Here is a 21,217-nt window from a genome sequence, read left to right as displayed (position 1 = left end):
CGCCATGGTCGATCTTCTCCCTCCCGATGTGCGCAGCCGTCTGCGCGGCCTGCGCCTCGTCACGCGCCGGGCGGTGGGGTCGCATGGGATCGGCCTGCATCAGAGCCACAGCCGGGGCGCAGGGCTGGAGTTCGCCCAGTATCGCGCCTATGAACCGGGCGACGAACTGCGCCAGATCGACTGGAAGCTTTACGCCCGGTCGGACAAATTCTTCGTGCGGGAGGCGGAACGCGAAAGCCCGGTCGCAGTCTGGACAGTCATCGACGCCAGCGCCTCCATGGGCCAGTCAGACGCACCCCGCCTCGACTATAGCCGTCTCGACGCCGCCAAGGCGATCGCCGCCGCCATTGGCGAACTGGCGATGCAACAGGGCGACCGTTTCGGCTTCATGGCGCTGGGCGACGATGGCCTGATGCTGCTGCCCCCCGCCACCGGCCTGCGCCAGCGCGACCGGCTGCTGCTGGAATTGCTGACCGTCCGCCCAGCAACCGGCTTCGCGCCGGAAAGCCAGCTGGGTCCAGTCTGGGAGCGGATCGGCGCGCACGACCTCGTCCTCCTGCTGTCCGACTGTTTCGATGAAGGCGCGGTGGCGCTGGCGGAAAAACTCTCTGCGGCGGGCCGCGAGACGCTGGTGATCGAGATGCTGACCGTGGCCGAGCGGGATTTCCCCTTCGACGGCGGCTATCGTTTCCGCGACCCGGAAACCGGCGAGGAACTGCTGGCCGACGGCGCAGCCCTGCGCGCCGAATTTCTCGCCCGCTTTGCCGAAGCCCGCGCCGCGCTCCATGCCCGGCTGGATGCGATCGGCATTCGCCATGCCGTCCATTATCTCGATGAACCGGTGGACCTGCCTTTGCACCGCCTGTTCGCGGCGCAGGGCGCGGCCGAATATCAATGAGCATGGGCCTACTCTTCCCGGCGGCGCTGGCCGCGCTTGCGGCGTTGCTCCTGCCGCTCGTCATCCATATCGCGCGCAAGAGCGAGCAGTTGCCGACCGACTTCGCCGCGCTCCGCTGGCTACGGTCACGGCCCAAACCTCGGTCGCGCCTGCGCTTCGACGAATGGCCATTGCTGTTGCTGCGCCTTGTCCTGCTGGCGCTGGCAGCGCTGTGGCTGGCGCAGCCTGTGCTGTTCGGGGCGGGCGATGAACGCCCCTATGTCGCGGTGGTCCCCGGCGCGCAGGTCGATCAGGGCAGCTTCGCAGATGCCCGTATCCACTGGCTCGCGCCCGGTTTCCCGAAGATCGACACCGCACAGCCCACCGGCCAGTTGCCCATCGCCAGCCTGATCCGCCAGCTTGACGCTGAACTTCCGGCCAAGACGCCGCTCACCATCGTCACGCCGACCATCCTCGACGGTGCCGATGCCGATCGCCTCCGCCTGTCGCGCAAAGTGGCATGGCGGGTCAGCGGAGAAGCCAAGGCAGCACCCGACAAGGTAGCGCCGCCGCCCACCCTCGCCATCCGCTCCGATGCCGATCATCGCGCCGCTTTGCGCTATATCCGCGCCGCCGCGCTGGCATGGCAGCCCGCCAACCGAAACGGCGAAGTGGACAGTAGCACGCCGAACGCACCGTTGCCGGACAAGGGGCATATCCTCGTCTGGCTGTCGGGCGGCACCATGTTGGACAGCGCTGTCGACTGGGTGAAGCAGGGCGGCACGATGATCGTCGCCAGCGACACCCGGCTTCCCGCTGACCAGACCATGGTGCCGCTCTGGCGCGATGCGGACGGGCAGCTTCTGGCCGAAGCGACAGTGCTGGGTAAAGGCCGCCTCATCCGCTTCACCCGTCTGCTACAGCCCTCCCAAATGCCCGTCCTGCTGGATGCGGACTTCCCATCGCAGTTGCGCACTTTGCTGACACCGACCATCAGCCCGACCCGCGTTACCGCGACGGACTATACCCCGCTGACCGGCGGCCGCGCCTATGATCAGCCGCCGCAGCAATTGCGCCCCTGGCTCGCCATCCTGATCGCGCTATTGCTGCTGGCCGAACGCTGGCTGGCCACAAGGCGCCGCCGGAGCATCGCGCCATGAGTGCCGACGCCCTGTTCGGCCACTGGATCGCGCCCGCGCGCCGCCGTCGATTTGCTGATACGCTGACGCTCTCCCTGCCGCTGATCCTGGCGCTGGCCGTCATCGGCTGGCGATGGGGCGGTTTCGTCGCTGCCCTTCTCGTCACAACTGTCTCGCTCGCTGTCGCACTGGCCGTCGCGCGTCAGCGCATGGCCCGCTTCGACCGCCCCTGGCTGATCCGCACACTCGATGCGACGCGCCCCGAACTGGAGGATAGCAGCGCCCTCCTCTTCACCGATGAAGCGCCTGCCTCGCCGCTCCAGTCGCTCCAGCGTAGCCGCATCGCCGCCCGCCTCGATCAGGGCGCGCCGCAAGAGCTTGCGCCCGCATGGTCCAGCCGCCTGCTGCTCCTGTCCAGCCTCCTCGCGGTCGGACTGATCGCCGCCGCCCTGCTCTGGCCCCGCGCCGGCGAAGGGCCGCCCACCCTCGCCCCCAGCAGCGAAGGCCTGCCCGCCAAGCCCGGCATCCCCCGCCTCGTCGCGCAAAATCTGCGCATCATTCCGCCCGCCTATACCGGCCTGCCCGTGCGCGATTCCGCCTCGCTCGACGCCCGCGTGCCACAGGGATCGCACCTCGAATGGACGCTGCGTTTCGATCCGCAGGCCAGCACGCCCAAGCTGCTGATGCTGGGCAACCAGCCGATCGCGCTGCGCCCAGACGGCGCCAACTGGATCGCCAGCCGCGGCGCCGACGCTGCCTTCCTCTACCGCGTCGATCCCGCCGCCGGGCGCGGACCGACACCGCCGCTTCACCGCATCGACGCCATTGCCGACGCCCCGCCGCAGGTGAAGGCGCTGACCGACAGCCTGACGCTGGTGAAACCGGGCCAGCACAACTGGTCCCCTGCCTTCGCCGCCACCGACGATTATGGCGTCGCCGCCAGCGCCCGGCTGCGCGTCACGCTGGCGATCGGCGAGGGCGAGAATGTGACCTTTTCCGAACGCGAAATCCCGGTCAGCGGCAACGGCCCGGCCCGCGATCGCCGCTTCACCCCGCGCCTCGACTTCTCGACCTTCGGCTTTGCGGCAGGCGGCGATATGGTTGTGCAACTGATCGTCCGCGACAATCGCGCGCCCAATCCGCAGGAAGTGCGCGGCCCCAGCCTGATCCTGCGCTGGCCATCCCCCAAGGCGCCAGAAAGCAGCGGCCTGACCGGCATGGTCAACACCACCCTGCCCGCCTATTTCCGCAGCCAGCGCCAGATCATCATCGACATCGAGAAGCTGCTGAAGGAAAAGCGCAGCCTCGCTCCCGACCGTTATCTTGCCCGCTCCGCCTCCATTGGCGGCGATCAGCAGATATTGCGTGGCCGCTACAGCCAGTTTCTGGGCGGTGAGAATGAGGAGGCGCCAGACCTGCCCACCGCCGATGGCGCAGCGCATGGCGAGGGTGACGGCCATGACCACGGCCCGCCGGTATCTGCGCCCAATGTCTTTGGCGAAAAGGAAGATGTGCTGGCGGAATTCGGCCATCCGCATGACGAAAGCCCGGCCTCCAGCCTCGATCCCGAAACCCGCGCGATCCTGAAGCAGGCGGTCGATGAAATGTGGCAGTCCGAACGGGAACTCAAGACCGGCCATCCCGACGCGGCCCTGCCCTATGCCTATAAGGCGCTGCGTTTCATCAAGGAGGTGCAGCAGGCGACCCGCATCTTCCTGTCGCGAGTCGGACCGGAACTGCCGCCGATCGACGCCAGCCGCCGCATGACCGGCAAGCGCGAGGGGCTGGCCAGCCGCCAGCTGGAAATCGCCCCGGTCGAGCAGCAGGATGGCCCGGCAGCAGCCGTATGGCGCGCGCTGGGCGACGGGCCGGATGCGATCCGGGGCGCAATCAACCTTGCGCCACTGGATGGCTGGGTGCGGACCAATGCCACGCGTTTGCCCGATGCGCTGGCCCTGTCGGGCGCGATCGATGCGGTGCGGCAAGACCCCGTCTGCGCCGCCTGCCGCATCAAATTGCGCGCCCTGCTATGGGCGGCGATGGAGCGACCCTCCGGCCGCCTCGTCCGCCGCCGCCCGGCCGATGCCGTCGGCGCGCGCTATCTGGACAGGATCGGAGCGGCGCAATGACCCCGCAAATCATCGTCGCGCTTATCTTGGGCCTTGCCGTGCTGATCGGCGGCGTTCGCCTGCTGCTGTGGCATCGTGCATCTGGCGCGCAGGCTTCACCGCTGCGGACAAGCCTGCTCCTGCTGCTGCAACCAATTGCGGCCGGGCTGCTCTATATGGCTCTGTTCCCGCCGGGCACGGCGGACAGCGCATCCAGCCTGCGCACTACCACCGCCCATGCATCCCAGCTTGCCGCAGCAGGAGGATCGCCGCTGATCCTGCTGCCCGAAGCCCCCGCCATCGGCGGTGGCGAGGCCGTGCCAGATCTGGCCACAGCGCTGCGCCGTCATCCCGGCGTCACCAGCCTGACGATATTGGGCGATGGCCTTGGCCCGCGCGATATCGATGCCGCGCGCGGTCTGGCGGTGCATTTCGATCCGCCGCCGCTGCATCCCGGCATCCTGCATCTGGCCCCGCCACCAGCCGTGGCGCCGGGCGCGCGCTTCACTGTCGGTGTGACGCTGACGGGCCTGCCCAACGCAACGGCGGAACTGATCGATCCGGCCGGGCGTGTGACGGACAGCGGCGCGCCCGACAAGGGCGGTCATGTTCTCCTCGCGGGTACGGCAAGGGCGGCAGGCGCCACGGCCTTCACGCTGCGCGTGCGACGGGACAGGCGCCTCATCGAACAGGCTGATGTGCCGATCTGGGTGGCGGACAATAGCCGCCCGAAATTGCTGATCCTGGCCGGTGCGCCAGGTGCGGAGGTCAAATATCTGCGCCGCTGGGCGATCGACGCCGGCTATGACGTCACCACCCAAATGAGCGCAGGCGGTGGCATAACACTGGGCGATGCACCGGTCGCGCTGGATGCCGCCAGTCTGCGCCGCTTCGACGCCGCCATTGTCGATGACCGAAGCTGGGCCGGCTCGCGCGGTGCGCTGCTGGCGGCGGCACGGGGCGGCATGGGGCTGATATTGCGGCCGGGCGGCCCAATCGACGGCGCGACGCGATCGCAATGGCAGGCGCTTGGCTTCGGCCTCAGCGGTCCCGGCGGTGTCGCGCCATTGGTTCTGCCCAAGATCGATGCCGAAGCCGTTGCCCGCACGCGGCAGGGCATCGGCAGCGAGGAAGTCCCGGTCGATATCGCCACCACCGACGATTATTTGCCCGATGTCAGCCGGCTGGGCCTGACGCCCGGCGGCAATGACGCCGTGCCGCTGCTGCGCGATGCCGGTGGCGCGACGCTGGGCGCTTGGCGCGCGCTGGGTGCGGGCCGGGTTGCGCTGTTCACCGGCATCAACAGCTATGGCCTGACCCTGACGGGACGACGCGACCTTTATGGCGACTGGTGGAGCACCCTGCTCGATACCGTCGCGCGTCCCGCGCCCGGCAGCCGCGCCTTGACCGACACGGGCTGGGTCGGCCAGCGTATGACGCTATGCGGCCTGACCGGCGAAGCGCAGGTCGATGCCCAGGCGCGCATGCTGCCGGTCAACGGTTGTGGTGGCTATTGGCCCACGCAGGCCGGATGGCACATGCTGCGCAGCAAGGCTGCAGCGAGCGCCTTCTATGTGCAGCCTGCCGGCGCCTTGCCGACCATGCGCGCCGCGCGTGATCGACAGGCAATGGCGCTGCTCTCCGCCGGCGAAGCGAAACAGGCGAGCGCCGCTCTGCCCGGCCAGTCCGGCACGGCATGGCTCTGGTGGCTGGGCTGGCTGGCGGTCAGCGCGCTCCTTTGGTGGCTGGAGCGCTCACGCATCGGCCGACGCGCATTTTCTCCCGAAACGGCAACGCCTTCGCTTGCCACGGACGCATCGCAGTCATAGCTAGATGGTTCGGCCGAAAGGCCTGAAACGGGGGCTATTTCCATGCGTTTTCTGTCGGCGAGCGGCGCTTGCCTTTTTTTGCTGAGCGCGTCGTCGACGGCGCTGTCCATTGCAAGTCTTCCTGCTGTTGCCGCCGAAGCCCCCCAAGGCCCCATCGTCGCGCGCGAAACCAGCCCGGACTGGCTCGCCCCGCGCACCCTGCCCCAGCCCTCGGCCGACAGCATCACCCATGCGCAGGACGGCCAGGCCTATATTCTGACCGACTGGCAGGTGCGCGGCACTGATCAGGGCTATGACAGCTATTATCGCGTTGCGACCAAGGTGATCGATCGCAGCGGACTGGAGGATGCCGGCCAGCTTTCCACCAGCTATGACCCGGCGTTCGAGACGGTCGCGCTGCATTTCGTGCATATCATCCGCGATGGCAAGGTCATCGACCGGACGGCCGATGTCAGCTTCCGCGTGGTGGAGCGCGAGGATGATCTGGACGACGGCATCATCAGCGGCAGCCTGCGCGCCATCGCGACGCTGAAGGATGTGCGGGTCGGCGATATCGTCGATTATGGCATGACCCAGCATGTTCGCACAGCGCTCTGGCCCGGCCATTATTTCGCCAGCTTCTCCGATCGCTTTTCCGAACCGCTGACAGTCCGTGCAGTGCGCTTCGTCTGGCCCGCCAGCCAGCCGCTGCGGTTCCGCGCAACCAATAGCGACATTGCCTTCACGCAGCAGAAGCAGGGCGATATGGTGGCATGGGAATGGATCGGCCGTGACCGCCCCTATGGCCCCGGCGAGGATGACGTACCGGCCTGGTATCCGCAATATGGCCGGGTCGAACTGTCGACCATGGCCGATTGGGCCAGCGTCGCGCGCTGGGCCACGCCGCTTTATGCCGGGGACGAAAGCCTGACGCCCGATTTCGAGCAAAGGCTGGCCGATATCGGGAAGACATGGCCCAAAGCCGAAGACCGACTGACCGAGATCAGCCGCTATATTCAGGATAATATCCGCTATGTTGGCGAGGAACTGGGCGAAGGTTCCTATGTCCCGCGCCGTCCCAAGCTGGTGCTGGAACGCGGCTATGGCGACTGCAAGGACAAGAGCCTGCTGCTGGCGGTCGCGCTGAAGCGGTTGGGTATAGACGCCACGCCCGCACTGGTATCTACAAGGCCGGGCCGCGACCTGCCCGACCGGCTCGCCTCCCCCCTGATGTTCGATCATGTAATCGTGCGCGCGGTGATCGATGGGCAAGTGCTGTGGATCGACCCGACGGCGACCCATCGCGGCGGTCGGGGGCTGGGCATCACGCCGTCGAACCTTGGCTATGCGTTGCCGATCCGCGCCGACCAGCAGGCGCTGGAGAAGATGGAGGGCTATGCCGCCCGTATCGGCAAGATGGACGTGGTGGAACGGTTCGAGGTGGACGAAGCCGCACCGACGGCCATGACCTTGCATGTCGAGACGCGCTATAGCGGCGGCATGGCGGACTGGATGCGGGGGCGGATCGCCACCCAATCCGCCGCAAAAATGGCGCGGGGCAATCTGGAATTCTACCAGAAGCGCTTCCCCGGCCTGATGGAGAGCAAGCCGCTGGCGGTCGGTGACGATCGTGACGCCAATATCTTCACTCTGGGGGAGGATTACACCCTGTCCAAGGCGGAGTTCGACAAGAACAAGATCTTGTCCGATCTCAACACCAATGCCTATGCCGTCAGCGATCTTCTACCGGGCAAGCAGGCCGGGCCGCGAAAGCAACCGCTCGCACTGCCCGCCAATGTCAGCCGCGACCAGATGATCGAGGTGAAGGCAAAGGACCGCCGCCTCTGGGCGCCCGAAGACATCGACATGACCGCAGGCGGCGTGCATTTCTGGCGCAAGTCGGAACGGGATGGCTATGGCGTGCGCATCCGCTATCATCTGGATAGTGATGATAGTTACAGCGTGCCTGCCAGCGAAGCAGCGGCGGTCTATGCGATCAGCGACAAGATCGGCGACGAAAGCGGGCTTCGCTTCTTCATCGACAAGTCACCCCGCCTGTCGGAAACGACCGGCACCATCGATCAGGCGGAACTGGCCCCCTATCGCGCAGAGCTCGACAAGATCGTGGAACTGACGGCGGACAAGACCAGTCAGGCATCGCATATCGAGGCGCTGTCGCTGATCAACAAGCTTGCGGAAAAGCCGGCCCGCCCATCGGCGGTGGCCGGGCTGTTCGACGGGTTGAAGGGCCTGATCCTCGCCGGACTGAACCGCGCCGCCCCGGCCAGGACAGCGCTGCAATCCAGCATCGCGCAATATCAGGGCAATGCGGACATGATCCGGACGCTGATCGCCTTGCAACTGACGAATGATGATCCGGCAACGGTGCTGAAGACGATGCAGGTCGCGCAGGAAAAGCAGCCCGCGTTGATCCGGGCGTTCGATCTCGACTGGATGAAATATCTGTCGCGGCGCATCGCCGACATGCCCGCCGACAAGCGGCAGGATGCACGCGATGAACTGTGCATCATCCTGGTGGCCGCGGGATGGCAAATGGACCCGCGCACCGATGAAGGTCTCAGCGCTCTGGGCGGCGCAATCCGGGCCCAGTTGCGGCGCGGTAATCTGGCTGAGGCACGCCGGCTGATCGCGTTGCAGCCATCGCCGGACACGCTGACCGGGCTGGCAATGGACAAGCGCTATCAGGCGGTCTGGCCCGATCTGGAGAAGGGACAGGCCGACGGGTTCGCCAGCAGCATAGCACAGTCCGTAAGCATGGCGCGGACGGCGGCGGCCAAAGCGCCGGAGGATTTCGGTATGGTCACCGCCCTGATGCGGGCGCTGCGCACCGCCGGCAAATCGCAGGAGGCGATCAGCGTCGGCAAAAAACTGGCGAGCGAGCGCGAACGAATCGAAGCGACGGGCGAACCGGCCTTCTGGTTCGTGAACGAATATGCCTCCGCCCTGGCCGATGTCGGCCGACATGCCGATAGCATTGCCCAAATGGACGCGGTGCTGGCGCTGGGGATCGAACAATATCCCGCTCTGGTGTCGCAACTCATCAACCGGGCGGAGATGTTCAACCATGCCGACATGCCCGAACGCGCACTGGCAGCGATGACCGAGGCTGACGAGAAATATGCCGGCAAGGCCAGCCAATATGGCAAGATGTGGATGTGGGCGGGCAAGGCCTGCGCTTTGCGGACGCTCAATCGCCCCGATGACGCCAAGATGCTGGACGAAAAGCTGACGGCAACGCGGGACGACAATATATCGGCGGTGACCATGGCGGCGGCCTGTCGCGGCGACCAGACGATGATCGAAAAGCTGCTGGTCGAGCGGCTCGACAAGCCGGATGATCGGGCGTCGGCGCTGGGACTGTTCGTTCGATCCCGTCAGGCACCGACGCCGTCAACCTTCGACGCGCGGCTGCGCGGGGTGATGGACGCCGCCCGTGCCACACCGGCGGTGCAGGCCAAGCTGAAGGAGGTCGGTCGGGTGGTCGATTTCGCCGGCAGCAAGACCTATTGGGGCGACTATTGAGCCGTCCCGGTCAATCCAATCCCCATCAATCCGCCATGTAGAAGTCGCGCAGCGCCCGCGCATCATGCAGGGCGTTGTGCGGCACGCGACTGTTGGCCGCCGCGCTGAAACCCGCCGCGTTGATCAGTTCCAGCCGCAGACCGAAGTCCACGCCCGCCATCCGGCCAGGCCCCGTCACCAGCAGCGCGCAGAAATGGGCCAGATCCTCCGGCCAGTCGGCGATGATGACGGGATCGCTGTCCCCCTCCAGATAGGCGGCGACATGGTCGGCCGCATCGATCCGGTTCAGTTGCAGGTCAATGGCGGGCGGCACATGGCGCAAATAGGGGATGACATGCTTTCCGACCCACGGCTCGATCGCGTCAGGCAGCGGCAGGGAGACATAGAATTCCTCGTCCCCTTCATGCTCGGGAACCAGCGCCACGCTGATCAGCGTGCCGCCAAAGCCATTGAATTCGGTGTCGAGAAAATACCGCATGAAGGGGGAAACTGCCTGCCGTGATAGGATGAAAGGGAATTGCTGCTGCCTGTAGCATTTGCGCGACGGAAGCCAAGCTGCCATGCGCTCCCCGCGCGACAGGCTGTGCGCTGAATGGAAGGACGTGACATGATCCCCCGCGAATATCTGGATTCGGCACAGGTGCCGGGCGGCCAGGAACTGAAACTCTATCGGCGCGGCGCCGACCATATGATCGTGCTGGACCGCAACGAGTTGATGAGCAGCCGGATGAGCGGATCGGAAAAGCAACTCGCGCTGATGACGATCGAGCGATTGCGCGGGCGCAAGGCGCCGCATATCCTGATCGGCGGATATGGCATGGGTTTCACCCTGCGCGCGGCTTTGGGCGTGCTGGATAAGGCTGCGAAGGTGACGGTTGCCGAACTGGTGCCCAAGATCATCGAATGGGCGCGCGGGCCTATGGTAGACCTGATGGCCGGATGCCTGGACGATCCGCGCGTGCATCTGCTGATCGAGGATGTCGTGCCGGTGATCGAGGCCGGGCATGGAACATATGACGCGATCCTGCTGGACGTCGACAATGGGCCGGACGGGCTGACAGCGGCAGCGAACGACCGGCTCTATTCGAGAGCGGGGCTGCAAACGGCCAAGGCGGCGTTGAAGCCGGGCGGCATATTGGCGATATGGTCGGCGGGGTCAGACGATGTCTTCGCCAATCGCCTGCGCAATGCGGGCTTTCTGGTGGACGAGGTGGCGGTCAAGGCCCGCGACAATGGCAAGGGACCGCGCCATGTGATCTGGTTCGCGCTGAAGCGATAGTGCGGGACACGACGCGGCGCATTTCAACGCAAAATATTTCGACGCGACAGGCCGAAGTTCACAGTGTCGTCGAGCAAAATCGGCGAAATGCGACAAGCACGCACCCGATATGCGACGGGAAGGCGACGGGAAGGCGACGGGCCTGCGCCACCTGGGTTGCAGGCGCGCGACGGGAGCGCGACAGCTTTGCGCCCGGATCGCGACCGAGGGGGTGCGGGGTTCAGAGGCAGGCGGATTAGGTTCATCCACAAGGATAGATCAGAAGAAATCCTACATTGGAAGGATGTTGGAGGGATGCGGCCGGACGATCAGCATATCCCATTGACATATCCCATGCCACCCCTAGATTGGGATGATCCGGGAGATATGTCGTGCCACAAGCCTCTATATTTCAGAGCAACCGCAGCCAGGCGGTAAGATTGCCCAAGGCGGTCGCCCTTCCTGACGATGTGAAGCGGGTCGATGTAATTGCTCTGGGCCGCACCCGTATCATTACCCCGGCAGGCGAAGCCTGGGATAGCTGGTTCGACGGGGAAGGCGTGACCGCTGATTTCATGGCGGACCGTGAGCAGCCGGATCATCAGGAACGCGAAGCCTTCTGATGCTCAAATTCATGCTCGACACCAATATCTGCATCTTCACGATCAAGAACAGACCGCAAGGGGTGCGCGCGGCTTTCAAACGGCATCATGACCAGATGTGCATCAGTTCCGTCACCTTGATGGAGTTGATTTACGGTGCTGAAAAATCTGCCAATTCCGAGCGCAATCTCATGGTTGTGGAAGGCTTCGCCGCGCGGTTGGAGGTGCTTGACTATGGTCGGGAGGCCGCCGCCCATACAGGGCAGTTGCGTGCGGAACTGGCATGCGCGGGTACGCCGATCGGCCCCTATGACCAGATGATCGCTGGCCACGCCCGCTCATGCGGCATGATCCTCGTCACCAATAATCTGCGCGAATTCGACCGTGTACCCGGCCTGCGCATTGAGGATTGGGTCAATGAAGTCAGATGAGCCGACTGATTGTGGTGGGGAGGCGAGGCGCAGTTGGATGAGCGGGACTGGCGCGAGCGTGGTGCATCTTTGCGAGGTGGCATCCCCCTCACCCAGCTTCGACTAGGCAGCAAGCTGCCAAGTCTGCGCAGCCCTCTCCCTCAAGGGAGAGGGGTAGGAGGTGACCGCTTCCGCCCGAGGTCGGAAGTCGAGTGCTTCATTTTCCATCGCCTAAAGCTGACGTTAGGCTTTAACTCCAATCAACGGAGATTGGCAGGCATTTCCCAGTTTCATGATCCCAGACGAAAACCTGATCTCCGTCTCCTAATAGGATAATTCGATTGCCGCTGCCATTGGCTGCCAATGGAATACCTTCGAAAGGGAACGATGGCCAAGAGCGAGCAACATCCGTTTCCCTAACGATATGACTCGCCGTCCGTCCCATCGTCTTGCGATCTGACGGGTCCCAGACCGGATGAATTAGCCAGTGATCGTCAGCGGCAACGATCTCGCCTCCGTTCTCGCGGAGCAATCGCGCTCGTAACTCCATGGGGAATTTCCGCCTGAGTGCCTGTTCAGCTTCGTCTATTTGCGGCTCTGCCACAGGAAACGGCATTGCACCTCCAATGTCTGCTTACTGCCTGTCATGGCAGCATAACTGCCAGTCCGCAAACCACCCCAAAGCTGTCTTTCCTTCACTCCTCAATGAAAATCCCGTGATTTTGGTAATATCCGCACATCGCGCGGATGCCTGTGCGGGGATGGCCTCGCCAGCGACCCGCTCCCTTGCCCCTCGTTCAGTCGCGCCATCGCTTCACTCGCATCCGTCACGCGGTCGACGATCAAGTGGACGACATTTTCCTTGCTGCGCTGGACTTCGCCGTCGATCAGCATCAGCCGGGCGGCCATCACCGCGCGGCGTTGTTTTTCCATGTCGCGTGCCCATAGCAGCGCGTTGACGATGCCGCTTTCATCCTCGATCGTGATGAAGACCGCATTGCCCTTGCCCGGCCGCTGGCGGGTCAGCACCACGCCCGCCACCCGGACCTTCGCGCCATCCTTCGCTGCATTCACCGCCGCGCAGTCGATCGCCCCGGCGCGCGCGAAACGGGCGCGCAGGAATTGCATCGGATGGCCCTTCAGCGACAGGCGCTGGGTCACATAATCGATCGCCACTTCCTCCGCCAAAGGCATGACGGGCAGCGCGGCGTCGGCTTCCTTGCTCAGTTCGGGCAAGTCCTGGGCGGCGAAGAGCGGCAATTGCACGGGCGGCACCCGCCGCGCTTCCCATCCCGCCTCGCGCCGGTTCTGCCCGATCGATCGCAGCGCATCGGCATCGGCCAGCAGGTGCAACGCCCGCGCCGACATGCCCGCCCGGCGCGCCAGATCCTCCATGTCGCGGATCGGCGCATCGGCCCGCGCCGCCATCAGCGCCTTCGCCCATTCCTCGCGGAAACCGTCGACCTGCTTGAGGCCAAGGCGCAGGATGCGTTCGCCCTCCAGACTGCTATGCCAGTCGCTGGCCTGCACATCGATCGGCCGCACCTCCACCCCATGCTGTTGCGCGTCGCGCACCAGTTGCGCGGGGGCGTAGAAACCCATCGGCTGGCTGTTGAGCAGGGCGCAGGTGAAGACGGCGGGATAATGGCATTTCAGCCAGGAGGAGACATAGGCGAGCCAGCCGAACGCCTGTGCATGGCTTTCGGGGAAGCCATATTCGCCGAACCCCTTGATCTGTTCGAAACAGCGTTCGGCGAAATCGAGCGGATAGCCGCGCACTGTCATGCCGGTGATGAATTTTTCCTGCCAGTTGCCGATGTCGCCGCGATTGCGGAAGGTCGCCATGGAGCGGCGCAGGCCGTCCGCCTCGGCCGCCGTGAATTTGGCGGCGACGATCGCGAGGCGCATCGCCTGTTCCTGAAACAGCGGCACGCCTTTGGTCTTTTCCAGAACCTCCTTCAGTTCCAACGGATTGCCGGGCGGGCCGGGATAGTCCTCGGCCTCCTCCCCCGCGCGCCGCCGCAGATAGGGATGCACCATGCCGCCCTGGATCGGGCCGGGGCGCACGATCGCTACCTGAATGACGAGGTCGTACAACTCTTTCGGCTTCATCCGGGGCAGCATGGCGATCTGCGCCCGGCTTTCGACCTGGAAGGTGCCGATACTGTCGCCCGTCTGGAGCATGGCATAGGTCGCCGCGTCTTCCACCGGCACCCGGTCCAGCGTCAGGTCGCCAAGATCGTGCAGGCGCATCAGGTCGAAACTCTTGCGGATCGCGGTCAGCATGCCGAGCGCAAGCACATCGACCTTCATCAGTTTGAGCGTGTCGAGATCATCCTTGTCCCATTCGATGAAGGTGCGATCGGGCATGGCGGCATTGTGGATCGGCACCAGTTCGTCGAGCCGCCCATGGCTGAGCACGAAGCCGCCGACATGCTGCGAAAGGTGACGCGGATATTCCAGCAGCCGGCTCGCCATCTCGCGCAGCCGGGCCAGTTCGGGATTGGCGGGATCGAAGCCCGCTTCGCTCACCCGACTTTCGGGCACTTCCTCCCCGCCCCAGCTACCCCAGACGGTGCCGGAAAGGCGCGCGGTCACATCCTCGGTCAGGCCCAGCGCCTTGCCGACTTCGCGGATCGCGCTGCGCTGGCGGTACCGGATGACGGTCGCGGCGATGCCCGCCCGATCGCGGCCATAGCGGCGGTAGATATATTGCATCACCTCCTCGCGCCGCTCATGTTCGAAATCGACGTCGATATCGGGTGGTTCGTCGCGGTTTTCGGAGAGGAAGCGGGAGAAGAGCAGTTTCTGCTCAACCGGGTCGATCGGGGTGACGCCCAGCAGATAGCAGACCAGCGAATTGGCCGCCGATCCGCGCCCCTGACACAGGATCGGCGGGTCGAGGCTGCGGGCATAAGCGACGATGTCGTGGACAGTCAGGAAATAATAGGCGTAATTCTTGTCCCGGATCAGTCGAAATTCCTCGTCCAGCACCTCGCGATAGCGCGGCGACAGACCGTCAGGAAAGCGCGCCTGCGCCTTCTCCTGCACCAGATGCTCCAGCCAGTCCTGCGGTGCCCAGCCCTCCGGCACCGGTTCATGCGGATATTCATAGACAAGCTGGTCGAGGGTGAAAGTGATGCAGGCGAGCAGATCCTGCGTCGCGGCGATCGCTTCCGGGCAGGCGGCGAACAGGCGCGCCATTTCGGCGGGGTCTTTGAGATGCCGTTCGGCATTGATGGCGAGGCGGCGGCCGGCGGTCTGCACGCTCAGCCCTTCGCGGATGCAGGTCAGGATATCCTGCATCGGCCGGTCGTCCGCCTCTGCATAGAGCGCGTCATTGGTCGCGATCAGCGGCACGCCGCATTGTGCCGCCAATGCCTTGCGCCGCGCCAGCATCCGCGCGTCGCGCCCGGCCCGCCTCATGGTAGCGGCGAGCCAGAGATGCGGGGTCAGGCCGCGCAACTGGCCTAGCAAAACCGCGTCACCATCCATCGCGATCAGCGCCATCTCCTGCGCATGATCGATCAGGTCAGGCAGGCGCAGTTCGCAGGCCCCCTTGATCGCGCGGCGATTGCCCAATGTCAGCAACCGGGTCAGCCGCCCCCAGCCGAAGCGGGTCATAGGGTAAGCGACGATATCCGGCGTGCCATCGGCAAAGACCAGCCGCGCGCCGACGATCAGGCGCATCCCGCCGGTCAGGACACCCAGATCCTTCATCGCCTGATGCGCGCGCACCACGCCCGCAACACTGTTGCGATCGGCGATGCCAAGGCCGGTCATGCCCAGATGCGCCGCCTGCACCACCATGTCGCGCGGGTGCGACGCGCCGCGCAGGAAGCTGAAATTGGTCGCGGCGACGAGTTCGGCAAAGGGCGGCGCGCTCATGCGAACAGGCCGTGCAGATACCAGTGGATATCCGTTTCCTGCCCGAACAGGCCGTGGCGGAACATCCAGTAACGGCGACCATCGCCATCCTCGATCCGGTAATAGTCGCGCGTCCGCCCCGCGCTACCGGGCTGATGCCCCTCGCGCCGTCGCCACCATTCGGCCGCGATCCGCTCCGGCCCCTCGGCCAGTCGCACCTCATGCAGTACGCCGCGCCAGCGAAAGCGTTGCGGCGGCCCATCGGGCACACCGGCGATCACATCGACGCTTTGCGGCGGATCGAACAGCAATAGCGGCCTTGGCGGGCGCTCCTTGTCCACCAGCCAGTCGACGGTGGAGGCGCGCGCCGCCGGAACCAGATGTTGCGCCATTTCGGGCAGATGCCGGTCGCATGGTTCCAGCCGCCGCACCCGATCGGGACCAAGCCTGATACCCAGCCGGTCGATCAGGGCGATGACATCCGCCTCCCCCCGCGCCTGCGCCTCGCCCTCCAATGTCGGCTGGCGTTCGACCAGCGCCTCCGTCCAGGGCACCGCCAGATGCACGGAATCGAAGCCGAAACCGGGATCGAGCGGATCGGCCATCGTATCGATCCGCTCGCGCAGCAGGCGCAGCACGGCGGCAGGATCACGCACCGGCTGGCCCGTCTCGATCATCAGCCCCTGCCGCGCGCCATCACTGCGCACCAACTGGACGACGAAACGCCGCCCGCCCAGTCGCCGCGCCTCCATCTGCCGCGCGGCCTGCGCCAGCAGATGTTCGATCACGTCCATCACATCATCGGTGCGGCCGATCGGTTCGGGAAAACGGGCGTCGGCGCGGATCGGCGCCTGTGGGCGGCGCGGGGCGATCGGGCTGGGCGCTTCGCCCATGATTTGCCGCAGCCGGGTGACGGCCTGCTCGCCGAAACGCGCGGCGATCATCCCCATCGGCCGGCGCGCCAGATCGCCGATCGTGCGCAGCCCCGCCCGCCGCAGCGCCGCCAGCGCGCCCTCATCCAGATCGAGCGCCGCGACGGGGAGCATCGCAACCTCCGTGCCCTCGCTACCATGCCGCGCCAGGGCTCGCGCCGCCATGGCGTTGGGACCAAAGCCATGGCGGCTGGCAAAGCCCACCTGCCGCCGCGCCGCATCGGCCAGCGCATCTTCGCCGCCGAACAGATGGTCGCAGCCGCTGATATCCAGCACCAGTCCATCGGGCGGATCGAGCGCGACCATCGGCGTGAAGCGCCGCATCCCCTCCAGCAACCGGTCCAGTGCGCGCGCATCCGCATCCGGATCGGCGGGCACAGTCACCAGCGCCGGGCAGCGCGCCCGCGCATCGGCCAGCGTCATGCCCGCCGCCAGCCCCTGCGCCAGCGCCAGCCGATCGACCGCCGCCAGCCGCAACGCATTGCCGACCCGTGCCACTAATGCGAAGGCTTCAGGCGCGGAAGGCTCAGGCGACCTGTCGCCGGGCATCCCCATCTGCGCCCGTTCGCAGGCGAGAAAGGGGAACCACAGCGCCAGGCACCGTCTGGAGCCGGGCGGCATCCCGAAATCGTCCATCATCCTCGTCCCACATCAGCCGCCAGCGTCCTCCGGCGGGGCCGCCGCGATAGCGGAGCAGTTCGGCGTCGATCGTCGGCCAACCGGGCGCATCCGCCTCCCACGCTTCCGACGGCGCGCTGCGGATCGACCAGCGCGTCTGTGCGCCGCTCGACCGGGGTTCGGCGTCACCGCGCAGCAGCAGCACGCAGGCGCGCGAGGCCTCTGCCGCCAGCACCAGCCGACGACTGGCGGTCAGGTCATAATCGGCAAAGCGCCCCTCACTTTCCATCAACACCATTGCCACCCCGGCGCAGCGAGCCGCCTCCAGCCCGGCGCGCAGCATGTCCTTCTCGTTCCCCGCCTCGACGATCGTCAGTCGGTCTGGCCGAATGCCCAGCAGCGCCAGCCCATCCCCGGAAAAGACCATGGGCAGACGATGGCGACGCGGCGTGCGCAGCGCGAAGATCGCGCCATCCCGCGCCCTTTCCCCCGTGGCCAGCGCGAAGGCCAGCGCCGCCGCCCAGTCCGCGCCCTGCGCATGGATTTCATGCAATTGCCCCTGCGCCAGCGCCGGCATCGACGCTTGCGCCAGCGGCGTATCCCGTCCCGCCGGACGGCTGCCCCATGGGGAAATACTGCCTGCCATATCTCGATTCGCTCAATTTGTTCCCTTTATGTTCTTTAATCGAGCCTATGTCCACCGTCGCCACAGCAAAAGGGGCGGCTCGCTTGTCCCGGACCACCCCTTGAATGGAAGGAAAATTCACAGCAAATACATCAAGAATAAACCGTTCGCTTCGAGCCTGTCGAGAAGCGGCTGGAACTGCGCTTCCCGTTTCTCGACTTTGGCCTGTCCTGAGCGCCTGCTGCAAGCAGGCAGTCGAAGGGCTCGAAACGAACGGCGTTTTGCGCTTATGCGTCCTCCAGCGCCTCGGCCTTCTGTTCCGCACGGAAGGCGTGAAGCAAAGGCTCTGTATAACCGCTGGGCTGCTCGACCCCCTCGAACACCAGCGCGCGGGCGGCCTGATAGGCAAGGCTTTCGGCTTCGCGCCCGCTCATCGGCTGATAGAGCGGGTCGCCCGCATTTTGCGCGTCGACCTTGGCCGCCATCCGCTTCAGCGCGGCGTCGACCTGGCTTTCCGTGCAGACGCCGTGCAGCAGCCAGTTGGCCATATGCTGCGAGGAAATGCGCAGCGTCGCGCGGTCCTCCATCAGGCCGATATCGTGAATATCGGGCACCTTGGAACAGCCGACGCCCTGATCGACCCATCGGACGACATAGCCCAATATGCCCTGCGCATTATTATCCAGTTCCTGCGCGATCTCTTGCTCGGAGAAGTTGCGGCCGACCGCGACGGGAATGGTCAGCAATTTGTCCAGCGGCGCGATCCCCTCCGCCTTGCGCTCCGCCTGGCGGGCGAAGACATCGATGCGGTGATAATGGGTCGCGTGCAGCGTCGCGGCGGTCGGCGAGGGAACCCAGGCGGTGTTGGCGCCGCTCTTCGGGTGGCCCGACTTCTGCTCCAGCATGTCGGCCATCCGGTCCGGCGCGGCCCACATCCCCTTGCCGATCTGCGCCCGGCTGGACAGGCCACAAGCGAGGCCAATCTGGACGTTGCGGTCCTCATAGGCCGTGATCCAGTCGCTGCTCTTCATCTCGCCCTTGCGGATCATCGGACCGGCCTGCATCGACGTATGCATCTCATCGCCAGTACGGTCGAGGAAGCCGGTGTTGATGAAGACGATCCGTTCCCGAACCGCTTCAATGCAGGCGGCGAGATTGGCAGAGGTGCGGCGCTCCTCGTCCATGACGCCGACTTTCAGCGTATGGCGCGCCATGCCCAGCATATCTTCGATCGCGTCGAACAGGCGGTTGGTGAAACCGGCCTCTTCGGGACCGTGCATCTTGGGCTTGACGATATAGACGCTGCCCGCGCGACTGTTGCCGCCGTCCCGCTTCAGGTCGTGCAGCGCGATCAGGCTGGTGACGATGCCGTCAAGGATGCCTTCGGGGGCTTCTTCGCCATGGGGCAGGCGGATCGCCGGATTGGTCATCAGATGGCCGACATTGCGGACAAACAGCAGGCTGCGGCCCGGCAGGGTGAAAGCGCTGCCGTCCGGTGCGATGTAAGCGCGGTCTGGGTTGAGCGCGCGCGTCATCATCGCCCCGCCCTTTTCGAACGTCTCGGTCAGATCGCCCTGCATCAGCCCCAGCCAGTTGGCATAGGCGGCAACCTTGTCCTCCGCATCGACGGCGGCGACCGAATCCTCCAGATCGCAAATGGCGGTCAGCGCGGATTCCAGGATGACGTCGGCGATACCGGCCGGATCGGTCGCACCGATCGGGTGGGCGCGGTCAAAAACGACCTCGATATGCAGGCCGTTGTGACGGAACAGCTTGCCCTTCTCGCTCGTGCCGACAAACTGCGCCGGATCGGCCAGGATGATGTCGTCGCTTGCCAGATCCGCCCAACTGCCGTTCGCCAGCGGAATAGCGTCGTCCAGAAACGCCTTGGCCCATGCAATGACCTGCGCACCGCGTGCGGCGTCATAGCCCTTGCCCGAAGCCGCGCCGGGAATGGCGTCGGTGCCGTAAAGCGCGTCATAGAGGCTGCCCCAGCGCGCATTGGCGGCGTTCAGCAGGAAGCGGGCGTTGAGGATCGGAACGACCAGTTGCGGCCCGGCCATGCGGGCGACCTCGTCATCGACATTCTCGCTGCCAATGGCGAAGGGCGCAGGCTCAGCGACCAGATAGCCGATCTCGCGCAGATAGGCCTGATAGGCTTGCGGGTCATGCGGCTGCCCCCGGCGCTGCTCGTGCCAGCTGTCGATCTGCGCCTGCAACGTGTCGCGCTTGCGCAACAGGGCGGCATTTTCCGGCGCGAACCGCCCGAAAATATCGGCAACCCCTGCCCAGAAGGCTTCGGGCGCGATGCCGGTGCCGGGCAGCGCGCGGCTGTCGATGAAATCGGCCAGTTGCTCGGCGACCTGAAGGCCGGCCTTGTCGATCATGCGGTCGGTCATGCTATCCACTCCATTGGTTGCGCCCTTCATAGACTGTTACCATTATGCGGTGTAGACGCTATTATTCGAATACAGTCATTCTTCTGGTGAAATAATATGATGGACCCCGACCATGAACTGTTCGTGTGTATAGTGGACGAAGGCGGTCTGGCGGCCGCCGGGCGCAGGCTGCACATATCGCCCGCGATGATGTCGAAACGCCTCGCCCGACTGGAAGAAAGGTTGGGTGCAAAGCTGGTCCATCGCACCACCCGGCGACTGGCGCTGACCCCGGCAGGCGAAAGGCTCCATGCCGACCTGCGCGGCATATTGGCTGCACTGGATGAGGCGGAACGGCGCGTGTCGGGCGCTTCGGCCATGGCCAGCGGTTCGCTGCGCATCACCGCGCCGACATCTTTCGGGCGTATGCATCTGGCACCCTATCTGCAACGCTTCATCGACGCCCATCCGAAGGTGGAACTGACCGTCGACCTGTCGGATGTTTTCGCCGACCTGATCGAAAGCCGGGCCGATCTCGCCATTCGCATCACCGCCGATCCGGGGCCGGGCCTTACAGCGCAGCGGCTGGCGACCAATCGCCGCATCCTCTGCGCATCGCCCGCCTATCTGGCGCAGCATGGCACGCCCGACCGCATCACCGATCTGAAAGATCATCGCCTGCTCGCCGCCGAAGGACAAATGCCCTGGCGCTTGATCGGCCCCAAAGGCCCCGTCAGTGTCGAAGGGCGCAGCCATGTCCGCACCAACAGCAGCGAACTGGTGCGTGAACTGACGCTGGCGGGTGGAGGCATCGCACTGCGGTCACTATGGGACATTAGCGAAGCTTTGCTGCGCGGCGACGTGCAGCAAATTCTTCCCGCCTATGAAGGGTCCAGCAATGTCGGCCTGTTCGCGGTGCAGTTGCCGCAAGCCAATCCGCCCCGCGCCATCAGCGCCTTCATCGACTTTCTTGTTACAATTTATGTCCCGGTGCCACCTTGGGAAGCCTTGGGGGAACGCACTGTCTTGCCCTAGCGGAACCAAGGCTCTAA

At 65.4% G+C, this 21,217-nt stretch carries 15 protein-coding genes; 9 read left to right on the top strand and 6 right to left on the bottom strand.

The window, feature by feature from the left end:
* Nucleotides 1–4 precede the first annotated feature (4 nt).
* From BMY84_RS16815 to BMY84_RS16795, 5 genes are read left to right on the top strand one after another with little or no spacing between them, the layout of a single operon-like run.
* The gene (locus BMY84_RS16815) at nucleotides 5–898 is read left to right on the top strand and encodes a DUF58 domain-containing protein (RefSeq protein ID WP_093085364.1); all 894 of its coding nucleotides are present in this window, start codon (nucleotides 5–7) and stop codon (nucleotides 896–898) included.
* Nucleotides 895–2,037, top strand: a complete 1,143-nt coding sequence (locus tag BMY84_RS16810) for a BatA domain-containing protein (RefSeq protein ID WP_093085362.1) — start codon at nucleotides 895–897, stop codon at nucleotides 2,035–2,037. Before BMY84_RS16815 ends, BMY84_RS16810 begins: the two co-directional genes overlap by 4 nt.
* Nucleotides 2,034–4,145 carry a DUF4175 domain-containing protein gene (locus BMY84_RS16805; RefSeq protein WP_093085361.1) on the top strand — a complete coding sequence of 704 codons (2,112 nt, stop codon included), beginning with the start codon at nucleotides 2,034–2,036 and terminating at the stop codon, nucleotides 4,143–4,145. Before BMY84_RS16810 ends, BMY84_RS16805 begins: the two co-directional genes overlap by 4 nt.
* Entirely contained in the window at nucleotides 4,142–5,953 is a 1,812-nt protein-coding gene (locus BMY84_RS16800; protein ID WP_093085359.1) for a hypothetical protein, read from the top strand. Before BMY84_RS16805 ends, BMY84_RS16800 begins: the two co-directional genes overlap by 4 nt.
* 42 nt (nucleotides 5,954–5,995) lie before the next feature.
* Nucleotides 5,996–9,475, top strand: coding sequence for a DUF3857 domain-containing protein (locus BMY84_RS16795; RefSeq protein WP_093085357.1), 3,480 nt, complete (start codon nucleotides 5,996–5,998; stop codon nucleotides 9,473–9,475).
* A 25-nt stretch (nucleotides 9,476–9,500) separates the two neighbouring features.
* Here the strand turns inward: BMY84_RS16795 and BMY84_RS16790 are convergent, their stop codons facing one another.
* On the bottom strand, nucleotides 9,501–9,953 hold the full coding sequence (locus BMY84_RS16790; RefSeq protein WP_093085356.1) for a hypothetical protein: 453 nt from the start codon (nucleotides 9,951–9,953) through the stop codon (nucleotides 9,501–9,503).
* Between the two features lie 129 nt (nucleotides 9,954–10,082).
* Here BMY84_RS16790 and BMY84_RS16785 point away from each other — a divergent pair, with 129 nt between their 5' ends.
* The 3 genes from BMY84_RS16785 to vapC all read left to right on the top strand — a co-directional run bounded on the left by BMY84_RS16785 (nucleotide 10,083) and on the right by vapC (nucleotide 11,766).
* A complete protein-coding gene (locus BMY84_RS16785) occupies nucleotides 10,083–10,754 on the top strand; it encodes a spermidine synthase (RefSeq protein WP_093085354.1) in 672 nt (223 codons plus the stop codon).
* A 386-nt stretch (nucleotides 10,755–11,140) separates the two neighbouring features.
* Nucleotides 11,141–11,356: a type II toxin-antitoxin system VapB family antitoxin gene (gene vapB / locus BMY84_RS16780; protein ID WP_371262428.1), complete on the top strand. Its 216-nt coding sequence runs from the start codon at nucleotides 11,141–11,143 to the stop codon at nucleotides 11,354–11,356.
* Nucleotides 11,357–11,367: 11 nt separating this feature from the next.
* Complete coding sequence (gene vapC / locus BMY84_RS16775) at nucleotides 11,368–11,766, top strand: type II toxin-antitoxin system tRNA(fMet)-specific endonuclease VapC (RefSeq protein ID WP_305825970.1); 399 nt, start codon at nucleotides 11,368–11,370, stop codon at nucleotides 11,764–11,766.
* Nucleotides 11,767–11,995: 229 nt separating this feature from the next.
* Here the strand turns inward: vapC and BMY84_RS30840 are convergent, their stop codons facing one another.
* From BMY84_RS30840 to BMY84_RS16750, 5 genes are all read right to left on the bottom strand, one after another.
* The gene (locus BMY84_RS30840) at nucleotides 11,996–12,361 is read right to left on the bottom strand and encodes an SMI1/KNR4 family protein (RefSeq protein ID WP_093085350.1); all 366 of its coding nucleotides are present in this window, start codon (nucleotides 12,359–12,361) and stop codon (nucleotides 11,996–11,998) included.
* Between the two features lie 86 nt (nucleotides 12,362–12,447).
* Nucleotides 12,448–15,633, bottom strand: coding sequence for an error-prone DNA polymerase (locus BMY84_RS16765; protein WP_093085348.1), 3,186 nt, complete (start codon nucleotides 15,631–15,633; stop codon nucleotides 12,448–12,450).
* The gene (locus BMY84_RS16760) at nucleotides 15,630–17,093 is read right to left on the bottom strand and encodes a Y-family DNA polymerase (protein ID WP_371262426.1); all 1,464 of its coding nucleotides are present in this window, start codon (nucleotides 17,091–17,093) and stop codon (nucleotides 15,630–15,632) included. Before BMY84_RS16760 ends, BMY84_RS16765 begins: the two co-directional genes overlap by 4 nt.
* A complete protein-coding gene (locus tag BMY84_RS16755; RefSeq protein WP_093085345.1) occupies nucleotides 17,071–17,808 on the bottom strand; it encodes an ImuA family protein in 738 nt (245 codons plus the stop codon). Before BMY84_RS16755 ends, BMY84_RS16760 begins: the two co-directional genes overlap by 23 nt.
* 266 nt (nucleotides 17,809–18,074) lie before the next feature.
* Complete coding sequence (locus BMY84_RS16750; protein ID WP_093085461.1) at nucleotides 18,075–20,186, bottom strand: malate synthase G; 2,112 nt, start codon at nucleotides 20,184–20,186, stop codon at nucleotides 18,075–18,077.
* Between the two features lie 96 nt (nucleotides 20,187–20,282).
* Between BMY84_RS16750 and BMY84_RS16745 the strand changes: the two genes are divergently transcribed.
* Complete coding sequence (locus tag BMY84_RS16745; protein WP_093085344.1) at nucleotides 20,283–21,200, top strand: LysR family transcriptional regulator; 918 nt, start codon at nucleotides 20,283–20,285, stop codon at nucleotides 21,198–21,200.
* The last annotated feature ends 17 nt before the right edge of the window (nucleotides 21,201–21,217 follow it).

The organism is Sphingobium sp. AP50, from assembly GCF_900109095.1.
Classification (GTDB): Bacteria; Pseudomonadota; Alphaproteobacteria; order Sphingomonadales; family Sphingomonadaceae; genus Sphingobium.
The sequence above is the reverse complement of the archived record's forward strand: the minus strand, read 5'-3'. Positions and strand labels throughout refer to the sequence as shown.

Coding starts and splice junctions, on each gene's coding strand:
- BMY84_RS16760 (WP_371262426.1), bottom strand. CDS start 17,093: ATGCCCGGCGACAGGTCGCCTGAGCCTTCCGCGCCTGAAGCCTTCGCA.
- BMY84_RS16815 (WP_093085364.1), top strand. CDS start 5: ATGGTCGATCTTCTCCCTCCCGATGTGCGCAGCCGTCTGCGCGGCCTG.
- BMY84_RS16765 (WP_093085348.1), bottom strand. CDS start 15,633: ATGAGCGCGCCGCCCTTTGCCGAACTCGTCGCCGCGACCAATTTCAGC.
- BMY84_RS16805 (WP_093085361.1), top strand. CDS start 2,034: ATGAGTGCCGACGCCCTGTTCGGCCACTGGATCGCGCCCGCGCGCCGC.
- BMY84_RS16785 (WP_093085354.1), top strand. CDS start 10,083: ATGATCCCCCGCGAATATCTGGATTCGGCACAGGTGCCGGGCGGCCAG.
- BMY84_RS30840 (WP_093085350.1), bottom strand. CDS start 12,361: ATGCCGTTTCCTGTGGCAGAGCCGCAAATAGACGAAGCTGAACAGGCA.
- vapC (WP_305825970.1), top strand. CDS start 11,368: ATGCTCGACACCAATATCTGCATCTTCACGATCAAGAACAGACCGCAA.
- BMY84_RS16800 (WP_093085359.1), top strand. CDS start 4,142: ATGACCCCGCAAATCATCGTCGCGCTTATCTTGGGCCTTGCCGTGCTG.
- BMY84_RS16795 (WP_093085357.1), top strand. CDS start 5,996: ATGCGTTTTCTGTCGGCGAGCGGCGCTTGCCTTTTTTTGCTGAGCGCG.
- BMY84_RS16810 (WP_093085362.1), top strand. CDS start 895: ATGAGCATGGGCCTACTCTTCCCGGCGGCGCTGGCCGCGCTTGCGGCG.
- BMY84_RS16750 (WP_093085461.1), bottom strand. CDS start 20,186: ATGACCGACCGCATGATCGACAAGGCCGGCCTTCAGGTCGCCGAGCAA.
- BMY84_RS16745 (WP_093085344.1), top strand. CDS start 20,283: ATGATGGACCCCGACCATGAACTGTTCGTGTGTATAGTGGACGAAGGC.
- BMY84_RS16755 (WP_093085345.1), bottom strand. CDS start 17,808: ATGGCAGGCAGTATTTCCCCATGGGGCAGCCGTCCGGCGGGACGGGAT.
- BMY84_RS16790 (WP_093085356.1), bottom strand. CDS start 9,953: ATGCGGTATTTTCTCGACACCGAATTCAATGGCTTTGGCGGCACGCTG.